At 55.7% G+C, this 18,878-nt stretch carries 15 protein-coding genes; 13 read left to right on the top strand and 2 right to left on the bottom strand.

Features of this window, described 5'->3' with window-relative positions:
• The first annotated feature begins 460 nt into the window (after positions 1-460).
• From SFX18_03575 to SFX18_03535, 9 genes are all read left to right on the top strand, one after another.
• Positions 461-2,149, top strand: a complete 1,689-nt coding sequence (locus SFX18_03575; GenBank protein MDX1962207.1) for a GspE/PulE family protein — start codon at positions 461-463, stop codon at positions 2,147-2,149.
• A 195-nt stretch (positions 2,150-2,344) separates the two neighbouring features.
• Positions 2,345-3,550, top strand: coding sequence for a type II secretion system F family protein (locus SFX18_03570; GenBank protein ID MDX1962206.1), 1,206 nt, complete (start codon positions 2,345-2,347; stop codon positions 3,548-3,550).
• 110 nt (positions 3,551-3,660) lie between these two features.
• A complete protein-coding gene (locus SFX18_03565) occupies positions 3,661-4,122 on the top strand; it encodes a type II secretion system protein GspG (protein ID MDX1962205.1) in 462 nt (153 codons plus the stop codon).
• A gap of 595 nt (positions 4,123-4,717) precedes the next feature.
• A complete protein-coding gene (locus SFX18_03560) occupies positions 4,718-5,368 on the top strand; it encodes a hypothetical protein (GenBank protein MDX1962204.1) in 651 nt (216 codons plus the stop codon).
• Positions 5,365-5,961, top strand: coding sequence for a prepilin-type N-terminal cleavage/methylation domain-containing protein (locus tag SFX18_03555; protein ID MDX1962203.1), 597 nt, complete (start codon positions 5,365-5,367; stop codon positions 5,959-5,961). Before SFX18_03560 ends, SFX18_03555 begins: the two co-directional genes overlap by 4 nt.
• A 2-nt stretch (positions 5,962-5,963) precedes the next feature.
• Positions 5,964-7,460, top strand: a complete 1,497-nt coding sequence (locus SFX18_03550; GenBank protein ID MDX1962202.1) for a hypothetical protein — start codon at positions 5,964-5,966, stop codon at positions 7,458-7,460.
• Between the two features lies 1 nt (position 7,461).
• On the top strand, positions 7,462-9,021 hold the full coding sequence (locus SFX18_03545; protein MDX1962201.1) for a type II secretion system protein GspK: 1,560 nt from the start codon (positions 7,462-7,464) through the stop codon (positions 9,019-9,021).
• A gap of 94 nt (positions 9,022-9,115) precedes the next feature.
• Positions 9,116-10,849, top strand: a complete 1,734-nt coding sequence (locus tag SFX18_03540; protein MDX1962200.1) for a hypothetical protein — start codon at positions 9,116-9,118, stop codon at positions 10,847-10,849.
• Entirely contained in the window at positions 10,846-11,790 is a 945-nt protein-coding gene (locus tag SFX18_03535; protein MDX1962199.1) for a hypothetical protein, read from the top strand. The genes SFX18_03540 and SFX18_03535 overlap by 4 nt, the downstream gene beginning before the upstream one ends.
• A 165-nt stretch (positions 11,791-11,955) precedes the next feature.
• Here the strand turns inward: SFX18_03535 and SFX18_03530 are convergent, their stop codons facing one another.
• Positions 11,956-12,627, bottom strand: coding sequence for a hypothetical protein (locus tag SFX18_03530; GenBank protein ID MDX1962198.1), 672 nt, complete (start codon positions 12,625-12,627; stop codon positions 11,956-11,958).
• Positions 12,628-13,020: 393 nt separating this feature from the next.
• On the opposite strand from SFX18_03530, the gene SFX18_03525 reads away from it, so the two are divergent.
• From SFX18_03525 to SFX18_03510, 4 genes are all read left to right on the top strand, one after another.
• Positions 13,021-14,376, top strand: a complete 1,356-nt coding sequence (locus SFX18_03525) for a trypsin-like peptidase domain-containing protein (GenBank protein ID MDX1962197.1) — start codon at positions 13,021-13,023, stop codon at positions 14,374-14,376.
• A gap of 260 nt (positions 14,377-14,636) precedes the next feature.
• Positions 14,637-15,641: a thiamine-phosphate kinase gene (gene thiL / locus SFX18_03520; protein ID MDX1962196.1), complete on the top strand. Its 1,005-nt coding sequence runs from the start codon at positions 14,637-14,639 to the stop codon at positions 15,639-15,641.
• Between the two features lie 231 nt (positions 15,642-15,872).
• Complete coding sequence (tsaE, locus tag SFX18_03515; GenBank protein MDX1962195.1) at positions 15,873-16,322, top strand: tRNA (adenosine(37)-N6)-threonylcarbamoyltransferase complex ATPase subunit type 1 TsaE; 450 nt, start codon at positions 15,873-15,875, stop codon at positions 16,320-16,322.
• 150 nt (positions 16,323-16,472) lie between these two features.
• On the top strand, positions 16,473-17,855 hold the full coding sequence (locus SFX18_03510; GenBank protein ID MDX1962194.1) for an SBBP repeat-containing protein: 1,383 nt from the start codon (positions 16,473-16,475) through the stop codon (positions 17,853-17,855).
• Between the two features lie 13 nt (positions 17,856-17,868).
• Here the strand turns inward: SFX18_03510 and SFX18_03505 are convergent, their stop codons facing one another.
• The gene (locus SFX18_03505; GenBank protein MDX1962193.1) at positions 17,869-18,711 is read right to left on the bottom strand and encodes a DUF1080 domain-containing protein; all 843 of its coding nucleotides are present in this window, start codon (positions 18,709-18,711) and stop codon (positions 17,869-17,871) included.
• Positions 18,712-18,878 lie beyond the last annotated feature (167 nt).

Below are 18,878 nucleotides of genomic sequence, written 5' to 3'. Positions count from 1 at the left end.
GCTCTGGCCGGTGGTTTTTTTATTTCACGGGAATTTTTATATGTGCAAAGTTTGTCGGTTGGAATTTGAACATCTGGCTAAAAACCTGTAAAATTCGCCGCATTTCCGGGGTTCAACCGAAACTGGCGGGAATTTGCTTGGTTAATTAGTATGAATATGAGAGAATTCCTGTTGGGGATATGGCAAAAATGACTTAGCACGCGCGACACAGCCCTTGCTATTGCATCTAAGTCATTAAGGGATTTAGGCTTAATGCGATATCCCGCCTAATTCGCGAATTTGCTATGGGGATATTATTCTGCCAGTTTGGTCAGATTACCGTACGGGGGGGAGAGAGACTTTCCCTCTGGCCATGAGTCCCCAGCGGAAATGATTCCCCGACGTTTGCGACACGCCTGCACGTTTCGCGACGCTGCACCCCGCCGACCCCCACCCACCTTTTTTAATAAGTGTATCCGCCATGGAAGCCGGAGAAATCCTGCTCAAACGAGGATTGCTGGACACGCAGCAGGTCGCACAATTGCGAGCCTTGCAGCATAACGGCACGCGCCTTGATCAAATCGCCGTGGAAAAAGGGATTTTGACCGAGGAACAAGCCCTGCGCGCCATCGGAGCGGAGGTCGGGCTGGATTTTATCGACTTGGCCGAGGCCAAATTTGACGAATCGCTGCTGGCCAACTTTCCCGTAAAATTGTTGCACCGTCAGGCCCTTTATCCCATTCGGCGGGAAAACGGCAGCATGATCGTCGCCACCAGCGACCCGTTTGACCTGTATCCGCTGGACGAACTGGGGGCTAGCACCGGATTAAATATTATTCCCGTCCTGGCCAGCCGCGCCGAAATTGCCAAGCTGATCAAATCCCGCCTGGGCGTTGGCAGCGAAACGGTAACCAACCTGATCGCCAATACCGATGAGCAGGTGCAGTTGCTGGAAGACCTGGTCACCGACGGGTCGGAGCTATCCAACGAAGCCCAAGAACCCTCCGTGGTGCGGCTGGTAAACGAAATCCTCATCGAGGCGATCGAAACGCGCGCGAGCGACGTCCACCTCGAGTCACAGGGGGATGGGCTGCATATTCGCTACCGGATCGACGGTATCTTGAACACCCAACCCACGCCGCCTGAGCTATCACGATTTCAGGCGGCGATTATCAGCCGCCTCAAAATCATGTCGCGGCTGAACATCGCCGAAAAACGTTTGCCGCAGGATGGCCGGATCCAGCTGAAGATCAAAGGACGCGAAGTGGACGTGCGCGTTAGCGTCATCCCGATGATTCATGGCGAGGGGATCGTCATGCGTATTCTGGACAAAGGACGCATGGAATTTTCCCTGCGCAAGCTGGGCATGGGGCCGGAACTGTACGCCCGCTATCAAGAACTGATCCGCCTGCCGCACGGAATCATCCTGGTTACGGGACCGACTGGCTCCGGCAAAACGACCACGTTGTACAGTTCGCTGGTGGAAATTCGGGACGACACGACCAAAATCATCACGACCGAAGACCCGGTCGAATACCAACTGCCGGGTATCAACCAGATCCAGGTCCATCCCAAGATCGGCCTGACGTTTGGCGCGTCGCTACGCAGTATCTTGCGGCATGACCCGGATATCGTGCTGGTGGGGGAAATCCGCGATTTGGAAACGGCCGAAAACGCCATCCAGGCGTCCTTGACCGGGCACTTGGTCTTTAGCACGCTCCACACCAACGACGCCGCCGGGGCCTACACTCGTTTGGTGGACATGGGCGTGGAGCCATTTTTGGTATCGAGCACGGTAGAGGCCGTCATGGCCCAGCGGTTGGTTCGGCGGTTATGCCCCCACTGCAAAGTCCCTTATCAACCGGCGGCCGATGAAATGCCGCGCGACTTTCCCTGGGAAAAATTTCGCGAACTGGGCCAAACGTTGTACAAGCACGTTGGCTGCCGCTTATGCCGGAACCTGGGCTACCAGGGGCGGTTTGGTATTTATGAATTACTGGTCAATAGCGACCGCATTCGGCAGATATCACAGGAAAGGATTGGCACGCTGGCGATCAAGCAGGCGGCCCTGGCCGAGGGGATGCTGACGCTGCGTCAAGATGGCTGGCTAAAGGTGCTGGCTGGCGATACATCCGTGGATGAAATTTTACGCGCGACCAAGGGAGACTGAGTCAAATGCAGAAGTATGAATGAAGAATGAAGAATGAGAAGAATTGATAAGCGTGTTTATCATTACTCCACCGCTCCAAACTCCAATACTCTAAACTCCACTCCTCCAATTCACCGCCGATGCCATCGGCGGCTTTGCTTCCCCCCACTCCCCCGTTCCCCATCCCCTGTTCCCTGACCCCTCGCATTTCCCCGCATGCCCGATTTTGCCTATATTGCCCGAGATAAGTCAGGTCAGCGCGTGACCGGCACGATCAGCGCCGCCAACCAGCGGGAAGTGCTGGCGACGCTCTCGACGCGCGCGCTGTTTCCGCTGCATGTCGATACCAAAGCACAACAGGTCGCGCAACAGGTCGCGGGGCGACGGGTCAAGCCGCAGTTGATGGCCACGTTTTACAATCAACTGGCCAGTTTGTTAAAAAGCGGCGTGCCTCTATTGCGATCGCTGGAGGTCCTTAAAAAGCAATCGACAAATCCCGCCCTAACAGAGGTCCTCACCCAGGTGCACGCCACCGTGGAAGATGGGACCAGCCTGGGGGACGCGATGGCCCGCTATCCACGGACATTTAGCGACATGGCGATCAACATGGTCCGGGCGGGGAGCGAAGGGGGTTTTTTAGAGGACGCCCTCAAACGTGTCTCCCAATTCACCGAACAACAGGCCGACCTAAAAAGCCGCACAATCGGCGCTTTGGTTTATCCGCTGGTACTGATTAGCATCGGCCTGTTGGTGGTCGCGGGGCTGTTGATTTTTATCGTTCCCGGTTTTGAAGAGCATTTTAACCGCCTCCGCGCGAAGGGGGCCTTGCCCCTGGTGACTGAAGTTTTACTCTACATGAGCGGCTTTTTGGCTAGTTACTGGTGGCTGATCGCGCTGGTGATCATTGGCGTGGTCTGGAGTATTAAGCACTATTTTAGCACGCCCGCTGGAAAATATTTACGCGATAAATGGTCAATTCGCATCCCCGGGGCGGGAGGGATATTACTGAACCTCAGTGTGGCTCAATTTTGCCGCGTGCTGGGGACGCTATTGCACAATGGCGTACCGATTATCCGCTCATTGCAGATCAGCGCCGAAGCGGCCGGCAATCAGGTGCTGACCGCCGCCATCAACGCCGCCAGCGAAAACATCACCGCCGGGCAATCCCTGGCCAAACCCCTCACCGCCAGCGGACACTTTCCCCCCACGATTACCGAGATGATCGCCGTAGCGGAAGAGTCCAACACGCTGGATACGGTGCTGGTGGAGATCGCCGACGGAGTGGAAAAGCAGACCTGGCGGCAACTCGACTTGTTTATCAAGCTCTTGGAACCGCTGCTGTTGGTCGTGCTGGCGGGGTTGGTCCTGTTTGTGGTGGTGGCGTTGCTCTTGCCGATGTTCAAGATTTCGGCGGGAGGATGAGTCAAAGTAAGAAGTATGAATGAAGAATGAAGAATTGCGGACAGTTGTATCGCTGGAACTTGATTCAACTTACCAACAAGTTAATACTTTTTTTTGAGGAGCAAGAGACCATGTCGCGTGATCGTCAAGTTCGTTTTCGTCAGTACAGCTTGTATCGCGGGGGTTCCCGCACACACGCGCGGCGGGCCGCGTTTACGCTGATCGAAGTTTTGCTGGTCCTGGCGATTTTGGTCATTCTGGCCGGGATGGCGATCGGCGTGTACACCGGCGTGCAGGCCGGGGCCGACATCGACAACGCCAAGATCGAAGTCAAAGCCATCGCCGACGCCATGCTGCTGTATAAAACCCGCCACAAGCAATGGCCCGAAAGCCTGGATGTGTTGGTCAATGTACCCAGCGGGATGGATGTCGCCACCTGGCGCGGACCGTACCTCAACAGTGTCAAACCCGATCCCTGGGGCAGCGACTACATCATCGGCCAGCCCGACCAGTATGACAGCAAAATCGAAGTGCTCAGCGCCGGTCCCGACCGCAGCCAAGGGACCGAGGACGACATTTCAAGTTTTAATTAAGGGCCTTGTAGGAGGCAACTCCGTTGCCGATACGTACCCGTTGCCGATACGAAGGCACAGAGTACACAAGGAAATTCACAGAGCGGGAAGATCTGTGGATTAAGATTTTTTAGCCACGGATTTTCACAGATGATACGCGGATATTTTCAGTAGGAATCTGTGTTAGTTCAGTGCTGAAATCCCTTAAGAAATCCCGCTTTTGGCATTGTAAGGATGATCGCTTTGTGAACCGCCGATGACGCTGATATGTTTCAGAACTTCCCATCCGCGCAAATCAATTCAATTTGTGTAACACCACGGGGTCGGGAGTCTGACGCGGTGAATACGCTTTTGGTAAACAGGCTTGATCGCGGAAGACTCCCGACCCCCTTTAGCTTCCGTGTTTCCTCCGTGTCAATCCGTGGCTATAAGAACTTTTTGCAATGACGACAACAATGATGAATCGGGCCGTTGGCCCTGTCAATTTTGTACAACGATTTACCTAGGGCGACGCTGCGCTTGCCCTAGGCTGAGATAGGTCGGGCCTTTGGCCCGCAAAGAATCAAATGCCTTTGACCCGCAACTTACAACGCTCTTGATATCCAAGTCGAATTCTATGCCCCACCGATCACGCCCTTACCAGTGCAGGACTTCCCGCTCGGCGTTTACGCTGGTGGAGCTGCTGCTTGTGGTTGCGCTAGGGGTAATTTTGGTTTCCTTGACGTTGCCGGTCCTCTTTGGCGTGGCCAGCTCGGCCCGGTTGGGGTCCGCCGCGGACCAACTGCGCATCGCCATGTCCACCGCCCGCGCGCGGGCCATCACCAGTGGGCAGGCCCATACGTTGACGTTTGGTCCGACCGCCAGCCAATACTCGGTTCAGCCACTGAGTGGCTTTACCGATAGCGTCGAGGCCAATCCCGGCACCCAGGTATTTACAGAGCAATTTACCCTGCCGGATGGTGTGACCTATGCCGAACTAGCAAGCGTGGAGGATCAACGCAGCTCCACCGCCGCGGCAACCGCCGAAGGGGCCAACGCCGCTAATCAATCCGCCACTGGCAGCGGGAACGGCACAAACGCCGGTACCGGCCAGCAACTCTACTTTTATCCCGACGGCAGCACCTCCACCGCTGAAGTCCAGCTTGTCAACGAAACCGGCTTGGCGATCAAAATCCAGTTGCGCGGTCTGACCGGCACAGCGCTCGTGTCCGAAATGTACGCCAGCGGCAATCCTCCCGCGCCAGCGGCCACGGGGGGGAATTTATGAATCCATTCTCCCCGCCAGCACCCTCCCTGACGCTTGACTTGACAACGAAACGGTCAACTTTGCTATCCAGCACAAAACCGCGATCCATCGCGCGCACGGCGGGTTTTTCGCTGTTGGAGGTCCTCTTGGCGATTGCCATCCTGGGCATGTCGCTGGTGGTGATTAGCGGTTTGGTCATCGGCGGGCTGCGTAATATCGAATCCTCTCAATACGAGGTGCAGGCAGCACTTATCGCTGAAAGCAAATTAAGCGAAATCGCCAGCGGTATCATGCTGCCGGAAAGCGTCGCGAATGCCACTTACGAAAACGACTCGAACTGGGTATACACCGTCAACGTCGAACAGACCGATGTGGCTGGCCTGCTAACTGTGCAGGTGATCGTGGCCCGCAATGTGCCGGACAACCAGCCTAATTATCGCGCGGTGCTGTCGCAGTGGATGTGCGACCCCGCGGTGGTCGAGCAGGAAAAAGCCGATCGCCAGGCGGAGTTGGACGCCATCGCCCAGCAAAAAGAAAGCGCTGCTAGCTCGAGCGGGTCTTCTAGTTCCAGCGGCGGTTCCAACACCGGCTCTAACTCTGGCGGAGGATCCTAATCATGCGCCGCACGAACGCTGGTTGGACGCTGTTGGAGTTGATGTTGGGGTTGGCCCTGACCGCCATTGTGCTGTTGGGCATCAATACCGCGATCAACGTTTATTATACTTCCCTGACAAAGACCCAGGCTCAGGCCGAGCGTGATCAATTGGCGCGGGTGCTGTTGCGGCGAATGGCGGATGATATTCGCGCGACAGTGCAATTTCAAAAATTTGACACCAGCGGCTTTATGGGAGCGGCGGGGGGGTCGGCCTCATCCGTCCAGAGCGCCCTGGGAGCGGCAGGGGGCAGTGGAGGCACCGGCGCTAATGCGGGGAGCGGCGGCAGTGGCTCCGGTGGCTCCGGTGGCTCCAGTGGCTCTAGCGGAGCAAGTTCCAGTGGAAGTGGTTCAGCAGGTAGTGGGTCAGCGGGCAGCGGGTCAAGTAGTAGCGGTTCAAGTAGTAGCGGCAGTTCGAGTGGGGGCAGTCGTTCCAGCGGCTCTGGCGGTAGTGGCAGTTCTGGGAGTGGGAGTGGGGGGAGCGGCGGGAGCGGTTCCGGGAGCGGCGGTTCCAGTAGCTCTGGTGAGGCAGAATCGGACGACACGACACCCCCGGTCCCCGGCGTGTATGGCGATGCCGCCACCTTGCAACTGGATATTTGCCGCATCCCCCGACCCGACGAATACCAGGGCCTAGGGACGGCGGGGCAGGGGGGAATCGCCAGCGATGTCCGCACCATTACCTACGCCATTACCACGACCGAGACCGACGCGACACCCGGCCTGGTCCGCACTGAGCAAGGCCGCGCGACGACTGTTTTTTCCCTGGAGAACGGCAACACCCCCGCCAGTAACGGTCAAAATCTGGCTTCGGAAGTGACCGAACTCGAGTTTCAATATTTTGACGGGACGCAGCTTCTATCCTCCTGGGATACCGAAACCAACGGCGGCCTGCCGATGGCCATTCTCATTCGGATGGTTGTTTCCTCCCCACGGCTGCAAAACCTGGGGACGGACAATGACCCCACGGATCCTTACTCCACGACAGATAACGGCAACGATCCCGCCACTGATGCGGATTCCGCCGTCTTTTACCTCACGGTGAATTTGCCCGCGGCGATCCCTCTGGAAACGAGCGAGGAATCCGGCGAATCGGGTAGTGGCTCCACGGGCGATGGCAATTCGAGTGGCAGCAATTCTAGCGGGAGCGGCGCCTCATCGGGTAGTTCCAGTGGCTCCGGCAGTAGTTCTTCCAGCAGCGGTCGTTCTAATAGCGGCTCTAGTAACAGCGGCCCGATGGGTGGCGGCGGACCGATGGGTGGCGGTGGTGGTGGCGGACGTGGCGGTTCGGGCGGCGGCGGTCCAGGAGGAGGCGGCCCAGGAGGAGGCGGTCCAGGAGGAGGCGGTCCAGGAGGAGGTGGTGGCAACCCGGGTGGTGGCGGCTCCGGCGGGGGTGCCCCCGCTGGCGGTCAACCCATGAGTACACCCATGACGGACACCGATATGACGGGAGGCATGTAGAATGCCCATGTATGGCAATAAAAAGCGTCGGGGGGGCATCCTCATCATCGTGCTGGTGGTGGTGGTCATGCTCTCGCTGGGAGCGCTGACATTTTCCCAACTTTCATTTACCGAACTGCGGGCGACGCAAATCAGCCAGCGGCAGGGACAGGCCCGCGCGCTGACCGATTCGGGCGTGGAACTGTTAAAAAGGCTGCTGGTACAAGAATCGACCGCTTTGTTAGAAGCGGGGGGCCTTTATGACAATCCCGATCTATTTCAAAACCGCATCGTTTTGCCGGGAGAAACCGCCGCTAACCAAGGGGCGTTTTCGATCGTTTCCCAATCCATCGAAAATGGCGAAGTCGCTGGCCTGCGTTATGGGCTAGAGGATGAATCGACCAAGCTTAACATCAATATCCTGGCTTTTGCCGACCAGCAGCAGCCCGGCGCGGGACAAAGCCTGCTGATGACCCTGCCTGGCATGACCGAGGATCTGGCCGATAAAATTTTGGATTATCTCGACGAGGACGACAGTCCCCGCGAACTGGGGGCCGAGTCCGACGTCTACAGCGCGCTGGATCCCCCTTATTCCTGCAAGAACGCCCCGCTCGAGACGATCGATGAACTGTTGCTGGTGCAGGGGGTTACTCCCGAATTGCTCTACGGGGCGGACACCAACCGCAACGGCCTGATCGACGAAAGCGAAGCCGCCAATCCCCGTATCTCCGACACGGCCGAGGCCCCCGCCGAGGCGGACCGCGGCTGGGCGGCCTACTTGACGCTTTACAGCCTGGAAGGCAACCTTCAACCGGATAAGACGCCCAAGATCGATCTGAATAGCGACGATCTGCAGACGCTTTATGACGACATCTCCACCGCGTTTAACACGACGTATGCCACGTATGTGATTGCCTATCGCCAGAATGGACCTTACACGGGTAGCCGGGCTGGTTCGCAACAATCCAACGCCCCGCTGGACATGAAAAAACCCTCTAAAGTCAAATTTACCAGTATATTGGATTTGATCGGGTCCAAGGTGCAAATTAGCAATGAGATGCAGGCGGCCAGCGGTCGGGGCGGGAACTCTGACAGCGGCGTAGTCTTGGAATCCCCTTTTCCCAACGAGCCAGGTCTCTTGAGCGCGGCGTTGCCGGACTTTTTGGACAAGGTCACCACCAATTCCGCCGCCACCATCCCCGGGAGGGTCAATATCAACCAGGCGTCGGAAATGATCCTCAAGGGGATTCCCGGCATGAGCCAGGAAATCGTTGAGCGGATTCTTTCCCGCCGGACGGTTGACCCGGCCAGCATGAATCCCGCCCAGCGGCACGAAACCTGGCTATTGTCCGAGGGTTTAGTCACTTTGGACGAAATGAAAACCATGATGCCGTTTGTCTGTGCCCAGGGAAGCGCTCATCGTGCCCAAATTATCGGTTTTTTTGGGGATGAAGGCCCGGCGGCCCGGGTGGAAGCGATCATCGACACTAGCTCCGGGCTGCCCCAGCTAGTATTCTGGAAAGATATGAGCCATTTGGGCCGGGGATTTAGCTTGACGGACCTGGGAGCGGCGGCGCCGTGAATAATTAAATATTAAGAATTAATAATTTACACGGATTCCACTCCTCTTAACTCCATTTCTCCACTTCTCCCAACTCCATCCTCCAGCACCCTACATGTCCAAACTTTTAGCCCTGGAATGGGACGATCATGAAATCCGTGCCGTGGCGGGTTCTCCGCGCGGAACGGAGTTGGTGCTGGAGCACATCTGGCGCATGCCGCTGCCGGTGATGGCCACAGCCGGGGATGGCGTGCCCAACGGACCGGTGACGCTTGCGCCTGAAGTCCCCGCCTCCACCATCACAAATGCCCTTAAACAAGCCATTGCCGACCGTGGCTTGCGCAAGACGCGCACCTTGGTCTCTATTGGTCGTTCAAATCTGGAATTAAAGGATTTGTCGCTTCCCCCTGCGCCGGACGAGGACCTACCCGAACTGGTCCGGTTTCAGGCACTGCGCGAGTTCAATAACTATGCCGAGGATTGGCCGCTTGATTATTTGCCCATTCCCGGCGACCCGGCCCAGCCGCGCAGCGTGCTGGCTGCGGCGCTCCCCCCATCGGCCCTGCAGGCAATCCGTCAAATCTGTCATAACGCGGGCCTGCAACTGGATAGCGTCGTATTGCGTCCCTGTGCCGCGGCCAGCCTGGTGAATCAGTGCCTTCCCGACCAGCGCGGCGTACGGTTGCTGGTGGATATCTTGGCGGAGGAAATTGACTTGACGGTCCTCGTGGCCGAGACTCCGCAACTCATGCGGACCGCGCGGCTGCATCCCGAGCTGCCACCCGCGGAATTACAGCGCGCGCTGCTTAACGAAATACGCCGCACCCTGGCTTCCGCCTCCAACCGGTTGCATGGGCGGCGCATCGATAGCGTCATTTTGTGCGGTGACGACCAGCAGCAGGCCGAGTTGGCCAAACTATTGGAACAAGAACTAAAGCTGCCCATTACCACATTTGACCCCTTGCGGGCGGTTGTGACCACCCCCGCGCAAGAACGCGAACTACCCGCGCAGCATAGCCATTTTGCCCCGCTCATTGGCTTGCTGGCGGGGGCCGCGCGGGAAACGCGGCCCTTATTGGACTTTTTGCACCCCCGCCAAAAACCCGTCCCCCAAAGCCAATCCCGCGTTTGGGCGTTGGCGGGGAGCCTGGCCGCGGTGGCCACCCTGGCGCTGGTGGCGCTAGGTTGGTGGAAACTTTCTTTGTTAAGCGGCGAACTGTCGACTTTAAATAAACAAATCAGCACACTCCAAAAGAATGTCAAGCCTAACGAGACTTTCCTCAAGGAAACCACGGAGATTGACACCTGGCTGACGGCGGATTTGCCCTTGATTAAGGAACTGAGCGCGCTTAGCCGTTTATTGCCCCCCGCCAAGGAGCTTAAGATAACTCAACTCAATTATTCCGCAACCAAAACCGGCGGCGTTTTGCGGCTCAATGGCGTGGTCAATGATCTAAAGCAAGTCCAGGCGGTCGCCCAGGCGATTGAAGGCCTAAATCAGCAATCAGAACCAACCGCCGTAAACACGGCATCTGCGACAAAGTCCTCACCAACCACCCCCGCAACCGCCCAGGCCACACCGTCCACCCAGGCAGGCACCCCCAACCAAAAAAATCCGCCCGGCAGAACTTTAGCGGGTCGGGCCAACGCCGCTCCCACGCGCCGCTATTTGGTAAAAATCGATAGCACTGACGCCGACACCACGCACAAGGGTTACAGCATTGCTTTTAAGCTATCCGTGACTATTGATAATCCCAGCCCGATCACCGCTCAATTAGGGCCCGCCGCCGCTAAGTCGCGCTCCGGCACAACCGCCAACACTCGGCCAGTTCCGGGGAGGACATCATGACCCAGCGTGAAAAGACCCTGGCACTGCTGGTGGGAACGCTCTTTATCGCCATTGTCGGTTACTTTGGCTACACCTGGTGGCAAAAGCAGATCACCACCCAAACCCAGGCGATCGCCGCCGCGAAGACGAAGCTGCGCGATTTGGAAACGCAACAAGGCTACGTTAATCGCGTGCGCAGCTTACGGGAGGAATGGCAGGCCACGGCACTACCCGCCAAGTCCCCCTCCGCCCAAAACCTTTACCAAAATTGGCTAGCCGAAGCGGCCAAAACCGCCAAGCTGCGCGATGTCAACATCGTGGGCAAGTCCGCAGGTTCGTCCAAAAATGTTTTTGAAAAGGTGACTTATGCCATCAGCGGGCAAGGCTCCTTAGAACAAATTGGAAGCTTTTTGTACCAGGTTTCCTCCCCCGAACGAATGCAGACCATTCGGCTGTTAATTGTGGAACCACAAGACAAAAGCAGCGAACTAAAAATTAAATTGGATCTGGAGGCGTTACTTCTAAATGGCGCTACAGGCACCCAACTGTCCGAAAAGAACAAGCCTGATTATCCCGCCAACTCGGTGGGAGAACTGGTCAAGCGTATTCAAGAGCGCAACCTCTTTGCGGCATACACTCCCCCACCCGTGATTGTTGATCGTCCCCCTCCTCCGCCCCCACCTCCCGTTCCTCCGCCGTTTGACACCCGCGCCTACACCAAGCTCGTGGGCATCCTGCTTATTGACGACCGGCCGCAAGCCTGGATTCGCATCCTGCCCAAGGATCTCAAGCTGGAGCTTTTTGAAGGGGACGAGTTTGAAATTGACAAGCAAAAAGGACAAGTGACCAAAATCGACGTGGATAAGAAACTGGTGGAATTTACCATTGGGGGCAAATCCCTGCTGGTTAAGCTGGGGGATACCCTGGCCGAGCCGCGCGGAGACCGCGTGGGCCGGTTATAAATCGTAGGTCCCGTCCGCCGGACGGGACTGGGTGGGAGTAATGGTGTTTAATCCCGCACCTGCTGGACAAGCCAGCAGAGGCACCCGTCGGTAACGGTCCGTGATCAACTGCGGATGCTGACAGACGTTTACTCTGTCAATTCTTTGCCAAACCCGATTTACGGCTCAATTGCCAAACTGGCGGGCTTTGCCGGGAACATTGCGAAAGCTTTCCGTCAGTAACGCCTTGGCATCAGGGGCTTTGGGGGAAGCTCCACCTAAATTATTTCTTGGAGTAGATTGAGTTCCCCGACCGTTGCCCGCTAGATTGCCCGAGCGCGTGGGCTTCTTTGGCTTGAATTTCTTTTTAGTAGCCGTTGAATTATCTTCATCATCCTGGTGATGACGACCTTGACCAAATACCTGGGGATTGCCCAGCACGGCGGGGGGTACCATACCTAGCGGGTTTTGCCTTTGTCGCGCCAGTTCTTGTTCTCTGGCCATCCTGTCAACCGCTTCTTGTTGTACATTTCGCAGGTAAAGATGAAACGCTTGGCGAAAGCGCTCATATGAAACAGGGGTTTCCTTACGCAAGTCCAACGGCGCGGGGGCTAATGCGAGGATTTCCGCGGGGACATTTCCACTAGAGACAAATGCTATCGCATTTCTGGCAATACCGGGTTGGATTTTCAGCAGTTCTGCTTCGCTTAATTGCTGATCATGGTTTAAGTCCGCATTTTTAAAATGCCGCTTGGCGGCATTATCCACGGCGACCAACGTGCCCGCCTGGCCCACCTGTAAAAAGCAGAGGGTGCAGAATAAGCTGCTCAGGAACGTAAAAAATCGCGAAAATCCCATATTTCCCACCAAAAGTACGGCAATTACCGGGCAAATGATACTACCTGTTCCGACTGTCCCAGCGTGAGGTAGTGGCAGAGGCGGACAGCTAGTTTAAAAAAACATGCCTGCAAGCACTCGCTACTCGGGAATTCCCCGAGTTTTGAAAAACAACGAACAAGGGTTGAACCGATCGCGGCACAACCTAGGTAAGCTCTAACGCCGCTAGCATGCCAAATTGCAGGGTCTTTGACGGGCGGGCCGATGATTGGCAGTAGCACCGGCCTGCACCGGCTGGATGCTATCGCAAATTATCAGCGGCTATGGACTCCGTTTAAAAAAAACGGCAAGCGCGCCCGCGGGCGCGTTCCCCGGCCCGCGCCTGTTTTGCATCACCGCCGATCCCGGACAGCCATGCGCATGCTTTCCCGCTATCTTATGTGTCAAGGTCCCCGGTTGGCGTTGGGTCTGTGTGGCATGCTGCTGTTGCTCAAGGGGCCTTCGTCCCCAGCGGGGGAAATCTCCGAGGCGCGGCACACGCCCCTCGTGCGGGCGGTGCAGACCGCCGCCGAGTGCGTGGTGAATATCCACGGCCAAAAAACCATCACCGCCGCCGAGGATCCCACCCTGCGCAATGAAGGACCCCGCCGCGTCAATGGCATGGGAACGGGAGTCTTTATCGATGAGCGGGGCTACATTTTGACCAACCACCATGTCGTGGACGGCGTCAAACGGATTGAAGTGACCCTCGCGGATAAAACCACGCATATCGCCAAATTTATCGCCAGTAACGCCGAAGAAGACCTGGCCGTCATTAAACTCGACCTACCCTACCAGGCGCGGGTTATGCCGCTGGGGACTTCCAGCGATTTGCTGGTCGCCGAACCGGTCATCGCCATGGGGAACGCCTACGGCTATGAACACACCGTCACCCGCGGAATTATCTCGGCCCTGCATCGCGACGTGCAAATCAGCGACACCCAAAGCTACTCCGACCTGATTCAAACCGACGCCAGCATCAATCCCGGCAACTCCGGCGGACCGCTGCTGAACGCCGAGGGGCAGCTCATAGGCATTAACGTGGCAGTGCGAGCCGGAGCGGCGGGCATCGGCTTTGCCATTCCCGTGGATAAGGCCCTGGACGTGGCCGCGGAACTGCTTAACGTCGAACGAATGGAAAATCGCTGGCATGGCATAGAGGCCAAGGGAAATTCGAGCGCGCCGGGAGGAGTTGTAATCCAATCCGTCCAAAAAGGAAGCCCCGCCGCCGAGTTAGGATTGCAGCCGGGTGATCAATTAATTAGCGTGGAAAATCAACCCATCCAGAGGGCGCTCGACCTGGAACGGGCCTTGATCGGACGAAAATCCCTCAGCGATGTCAAACTAGTCACCCGCCGCCAAGACGAAACCCTCGAAAAACGACTCACTCTTGTCCCAAAACCCAAAACCGCCGAAGACACCGATCAACACTGGCAAGTACTGGGCATGAAGCTAGTCCAGGCTCCCGCCCAGTTGTTCAAATCAGGCCAAACCCGCTATCGCGGCGGTCTGGCGGTCAATGCCGTGCGTCCCGATAGCCCTGCGGCCAAGCAAGGGATTCGCAAAGGGGACATTTTGGTGGGGATGCATGTCTGGGAAACGATCAGCCCGGAAAATGTCGATTATGTCATTAATCGTCCCGACTTTGCCGAGTTTGCCCCGCTCAAATTTTTAATTATGCGGAATGGCGAAGTGCTGTTTGGCCATCTGCCGGTAACTATTAAACGCTAGCACCGCGGGATGACGCTAAGATGGCTGGAGAGGCGGCGGTATAAGCACACAAAGGTAATTTTCAGGCACTTTTTCGCGATTTATGTTGGGGTAACGTTAAAATTCGACCGAATTGTAGCAATGGCCTATCTTCCCCGACGACATTCGCCGTACAATTCCGCCGTTTGCAATACACCCTCCGCGCGTGCCATAATGCTAGCGAGGCCCAATTTGGCCAATTTTGCCGCTGATCAGCCCGGGCCCCGCATGGCGGGTGTTGCATGGAATTCGACTTTATCCAGTGGCTACGGAGCCGGCTGCCGCCTCACCCGCGCTTGCGGTTGGGGCCCGGTGACGACGCAGCCCTACTCCGGCTGGTGCACCAGCGGGAATGCGCCGTCACTGTCGACCTCCTCAGCGACGGAGTCGACTTTGACCTCGCGTCCTGCGACCCGCGCCGCATAGGCCACAAGTCTCTGGCGGTTAATCTGAGCGACCTGGCGGCCATGGCCGCGAGACCCGTGGCGGCGGTCGTGGCGCTCCTCTTACCGCAGGCCAACAACCCCGCAGATCTCGCCCGTGAACTGTACGAGGGAATGCTGCCCCTGGCGGAGCGTCATGACCTGTGCATCGCCGGCGGCGACACCAACACCTGGCACGGCCCCTTGGTCATCAGCATCACCGCGATTGGCGAAGTCCCCTCCGGAGGAGGACTCTTGCGTAGCGGCGCGCGTCCCGGCGACCGAATTATCCTAACGGGCGATTTTGGGGGCAGTATCCTGGGCCGGCATTTGGATGTGGAACCGCGCGTTGCCGAAGCGCTCTTTCTCATGGAAAATTTTTCCTTGCATGCCGGTATCGACTGTAGCGATGGACTAAGCCTGGATTTATGGCGCATCTGCCAGGCTAGCCAGTGTGGCGCGGTTGTGGATTTAACAAAGGTACCCATCGCCGCCGCCGCGTATAAACTGGCCCAACGGTCATTGACCCGTGAGGCCCCAGAGTTTAGCAAAGAAGCGCCGCTTTCCACGCGGGATGCGGACCGCGCGTTAGAGCACGCCCTCTCCGATGGTGAAGACTTTGAACTGATCTTGGCAGTGCCGCCGGACGCCGCGGGGGAGCTGATCTCGTCCCAGCCGCTGTTGCGTTTTTCGCTGGGGGGAAAGAATTATGCAGGCCCGCTGTTAAGCGATATCGGCGAATTCGTGGCGGAGCCGGGACTGTGGTCAGGTTTACCAAATGGCCCGCGCACGACGCTTCCTCCGCGGGGATACGAACACAGGTGAAGCGAGAAGTATGAATGCTGAATGCAGAATTCCACCGCACCAGCACGGGACAACAATGTACTCTTCTCAGTCCCCTGAGAAGCCACACCACAGTATCAGCCCACCCGCGTTAGCAAGGGACATATGACTCCAGCCCGCCGCGTCAGCTAGGGACAACCACCCCAAGATCTCAAATCTCAAATCGTTCTCCCTCCCCCATTCTTCATTCTTAATTCTAAATTCTTCATTGCCATGCTTCTCCCCGACGAAGCCGCCACATTCGACTTCGGCAAGCAACTCGCCGCGCGGCTCTTTCCCGGCGCGGTCATCGCCCTGGATGGCCCCCTGGGCGCGGGCAAAACCCGCCTCGTCCAGGGAATCGCCGCGGGCGTGGGCATTGACCCCGCCACAGTCACCAGCCCCACATTCACCCTGGTGCAGGAGTACCCGCTCCCCCCCGACCAACAGGCCGCCCGCGGCATTGGCAAAATCTTTCACCTGGACGCCTACCGCGTGAACAGCCCCGAGGAATTTTGGGAGCTAGGCATCGAGGAGATGTTCGCATCGTCCAACTGGACGATCATCGAATGGGCCAGCCGCGTCCGCATGTGCCTGCCGCGAGAGTATCTGGGCGTGGAGATTCTTCATTGTGGAAAAAATGAGCGTAAAGTTATCAGCACGAATGGATGGATAATTTTCTAGTTGAAAGGCATGGCATCTAGAATTACTCCTGTCAAGTATTATTCTTTCTAATGTATTTACAGTTTTATTTCCTTGCAATTTAGAATAAGTTCGATTAAATTCTTTGTGGGTGAAGTGACATCATCATAACTATCAATCGAGACGACGCTAATGCAAAAATTAACCATCATTTTTTTCGTCAAATTCCATCTCTTCTGTGGATTGCTGCTTTATTCTTTGGGATTACCAAAAACTGCTTCTAGCGGTGAAGCACCTTACAATGTCTCTTGGATTAAACAAATTGGAACTAATGCGGATGATTACAGTTATGGAGTTAGTTTTGATAGATTGGGGTTTACCTATATAACTGGTAGAACTCATGGCGATCTTGCTGAAGTCAATTCGGGTGATAGCGATATTTTTTTAAGCAAGTATGACGAAATGGGTAACTTGCAATGGTCGCGACAGTTTGGAACAACACAGCTTGATGAAGGTCATAGTATTTCTACTGACGGAATTGGAAATATCTTTATTTCAGGTATTACAGGTGGAACACTTCATGGTGCAAACTTTGGTTTTAGAGACGCTTTTTTGACCAAGTATGACGCGGCAGGAAATCTTACTTGGACGAGGCAGATAGGCACGGAAAAATATGATGACAGCACGAGCGTTAGTGCTGATGGCTTAGGTAATGTTTATGTATCGGGAACAACTCTAGGTTCATTAGCAGGTCCTATTGGTGGTATCACTGATGCCTTTATCTGCAAGTATGACATTTCAGGAAATTTAGCTTGGGCTCGACAAGTTGGCACAACATCTAATGAACATAGCTGGGGCGTTTCTGCCGATGGTGTTGGCAATGTATATCTTACAGGTTTTACTGATGGAGCTTTTGGTGGACCATTTTCAGGTGCAAGAGATGCGTTCATCACTAAGTTTAGCTCAGATGGTAATCTTATTTGGAAGCGTCAAATTGGAACCGCTGATTATGATGACAGCTATAGTGTAAAGGCTGACGGCATGGGTAGTGTTTTTGTTTCCGGGAGGACGAGAGGTTCACTAGATGGCGGAAATTCTGGAGATTTTGATGCATTCTTGAGTAAATTTGATCAAGATGGAAACTTACTATGGTCAAGGCAATTGGGTTCTAGCCAATACGATTCTAGTAATGGAGTCACAGTTGATGTTCTTGGCAATGTGTATATTTCTGGTATAACCGAAGGATTAGTTGGCGATCATAATTTCGGTGCGGCAGATGTATTCATATTGAAGTACGATCCAATCGGCAACCTTATTTGGAAACATCAGCTAGGCACAAGAGAAGCAGATGATAGCTGGGGTGTATCGGCAGATTTATCAGGTAATGTATATATTTCTGGCTATACAGCTGGTTCACTTGATGGATTAAATTTGGGGCGTAGTGATGCGTATATTGCAAAACTGTCTCCACAAATCCCTGAACCAAGCACATTTCTACTTTTAGGATCGATAGCATTGCCAATATTAGTGTACTTAATTATAAGTAAAATTATTGTAGCGACTAGAAGAATCTAGTTGACCTCTCCGCTCACGGCAATTCCCGAATCCTCAAACCGCGAAACTCCACCGACGCTCCTTCGGATTCCAGGCAAAGGTAGCCCGTTTTGGGGTCGCACTCGGTCCCACCGGAGACTTCTTCGCCATTCACCCACAGGCGAACCTCGCCGTTGATCGCGCGGATATAATAATGGTTCCATTGATCGACCCCTTTGCTTAGGTTCTTGCGCGGAAAGCTGCGTTCGCCGCCGGGAGAGACCGGGGCAAATGGCTTCATCCGCGCGCTCCCCACGGGAAATACGTCGCCATTGGTCGTGAACCAGTCGGCCTTTTTGCCGGTCGCTTTTTCAAACTGCTCGGTATAGCCGTGGTCCAGCACCTGCACCTCGATCCCGCCGGGGGGAAGGCTGCCGGGCTTGAGATCTTTGAGTGCCTCGGGAGCCGTCCACACAAAGATGCCGCTATTACCGCCGGACTGCCGATGCCGCCACTCGGCCACCAGTTCAAAGTTGGTGTATTCCTTTTGGGAACGGATTACGCCCACCGGCTGACCCGTGCAATGCACCTCTCCATCCTTCCACATCCAGGTGTCGGGCGTGCAATTTACGTTTGTGAAGTCGGCCTCGCCCAGGGTCTTCCAGTCCGGCCCGGTGGCGTCGATGAACGCGCGGGGGGCGGGTGTTGTGGTATTTGGTGGTGTGGAGTTTGGTAATGTTGTGGTGACTTGATTGGATAGGGGAATATCCGCTGCGTGTGAAATAGAATATCCCGCTATGGTCGTAGCCAGACAATAACAGGCAAGAATGTCGCGATAGATAACAAAGTCGAACAGTTGGGATTTCATGAGGGTGCGGGGATGGAGTTGAGCGAGCATTTTGGTATGAACCGCACATCACCCTAACACACCCCGTGGCACAAAATCAAACATGCGGAGGAATTTTTTAGATAATTGGAACCGGAAAATTCATTGCTTTTCCGTTTTAGTGGTAATTTCCCGCCAACCTAAAATCTTCCCGTAACATTTTCTCCCTACCTGCGCTT

The sequence above is a fragment of the Pirellulales bacterium genome (assembly GCA_033762255.1).
In the GTDB taxonomy this organism is placed as follows: domain Bacteria; phylum Planctomycetota; class Planctomycetia; order Pirellulales; family JALHPA01; genus JANRLT01.
Note: the sequence above shows the minus strand (reverse complement) of the source record. Positions and strands in the feature narration are given on the sequence as shown.

What these genes read in the sequence shown, in the direction of transcription:
- SFX18_03575 (MDX1962207.1), top strand. Translation starts at nt 461, where the DNA reads ATGGAAGCCGGAGAAATCCTGCTCAAACGAGGATTGCTGGACACGCAG.
- SFX18_03570 (MDX1962206.1), top strand. Translation starts at nt 2,345, where the DNA reads ATGCCCGATTTTGCCTATATTGCCCGAGATAAGTCAGGTCAGCGCGTG.
- SFX18_03565 (MDX1962205.1), top strand. Translation starts at nt 3,661, where the DNA reads ATGTCGCGTGATCGTCAAGTTCGTTTTCGTCAGTACAGCTTGTATCGC.
- SFX18_03560 (MDX1962204.1), top strand. Translation starts at nt 4,718, where the DNA reads ATGCCCCACCGATCACGCCCTTACCAGTGCAGGACTTCCCGCTCGGCG.
- SFX18_03555 (MDX1962203.1), top strand. Translation starts at nt 5,365, where the DNA reads ATGAATCCATTCTCCCCGCCAGCACCCTCCCTGACGCTTGACTTGACA.
- SFX18_03550 (MDX1962202.1), top strand. Translation starts at nt 5,964, where the DNA reads ATGCGCCGCACGAACGCTGGTTGGACGCTGTTGGAGTTGATGTTGGGG.
- SFX18_03545 (MDX1962201.1), top strand. Translation starts at nt 7,462, where the DNA reads ATGCCCATGTATGGCAATAAAAAGCGTCGGGGGGGCATCCTCATCATC.
- SFX18_03540 (MDX1962200.1), top strand. Translation starts at nt 9,116, where the DNA reads ATGTCCAAACTTTTAGCCCTGGAATGGGACGATCATGAAATCCGTGCC.
- SFX18_03535 (MDX1962199.1), top strand. Translation starts at nt 10,846, where the DNA reads ATGACCCAGCGTGAAAAGACCCTGGCACTGCTGGTGGGAACGCTCTTT.
- SFX18_03530 (MDX1962198.1), bottom strand. Translation starts at nt 12,627, where the DNA reads ATGGGATTTTCGCGATTTTTTACGTTCCTGAGCAGCTTATTCTGCACC.
- SFX18_03525 (MDX1962197.1), top strand. Translation starts at nt 13,021, where the DNA reads ATGCGCATGCTTTCCCGCTATCTTATGTGTCAAGGTCCCCGGTTGGCG.
- thiL (MDX1962196.1), top strand. Translation starts at nt 14,637, where the DNA reads ATGGAATTCGACTTTATCCAGTGGCTACGGAGCCGGCTGCCGCCTCAC.
- tsaE (MDX1962195.1), top strand. Translation starts at nt 15,873, where the DNA reads ATGCTTCTCCCCGACGAAGCCGCCACATTCGACTTCGGCAAGCAACTC.
- SFX18_03510 (MDX1962194.1), top strand. Translation starts at nt 16,473, where the DNA reads ATGCAAAAATTAACCATCATTTTTTTCGTCAAATTCCATCTCTTCTGT.
- SFX18_03505 (MDX1962193.1), bottom strand. Translation starts at nt 18,711, where the DNA reads ATGCTCGCTCAACTCCATCCCCGCACCCTCATGAAATCCCAACTGTTC.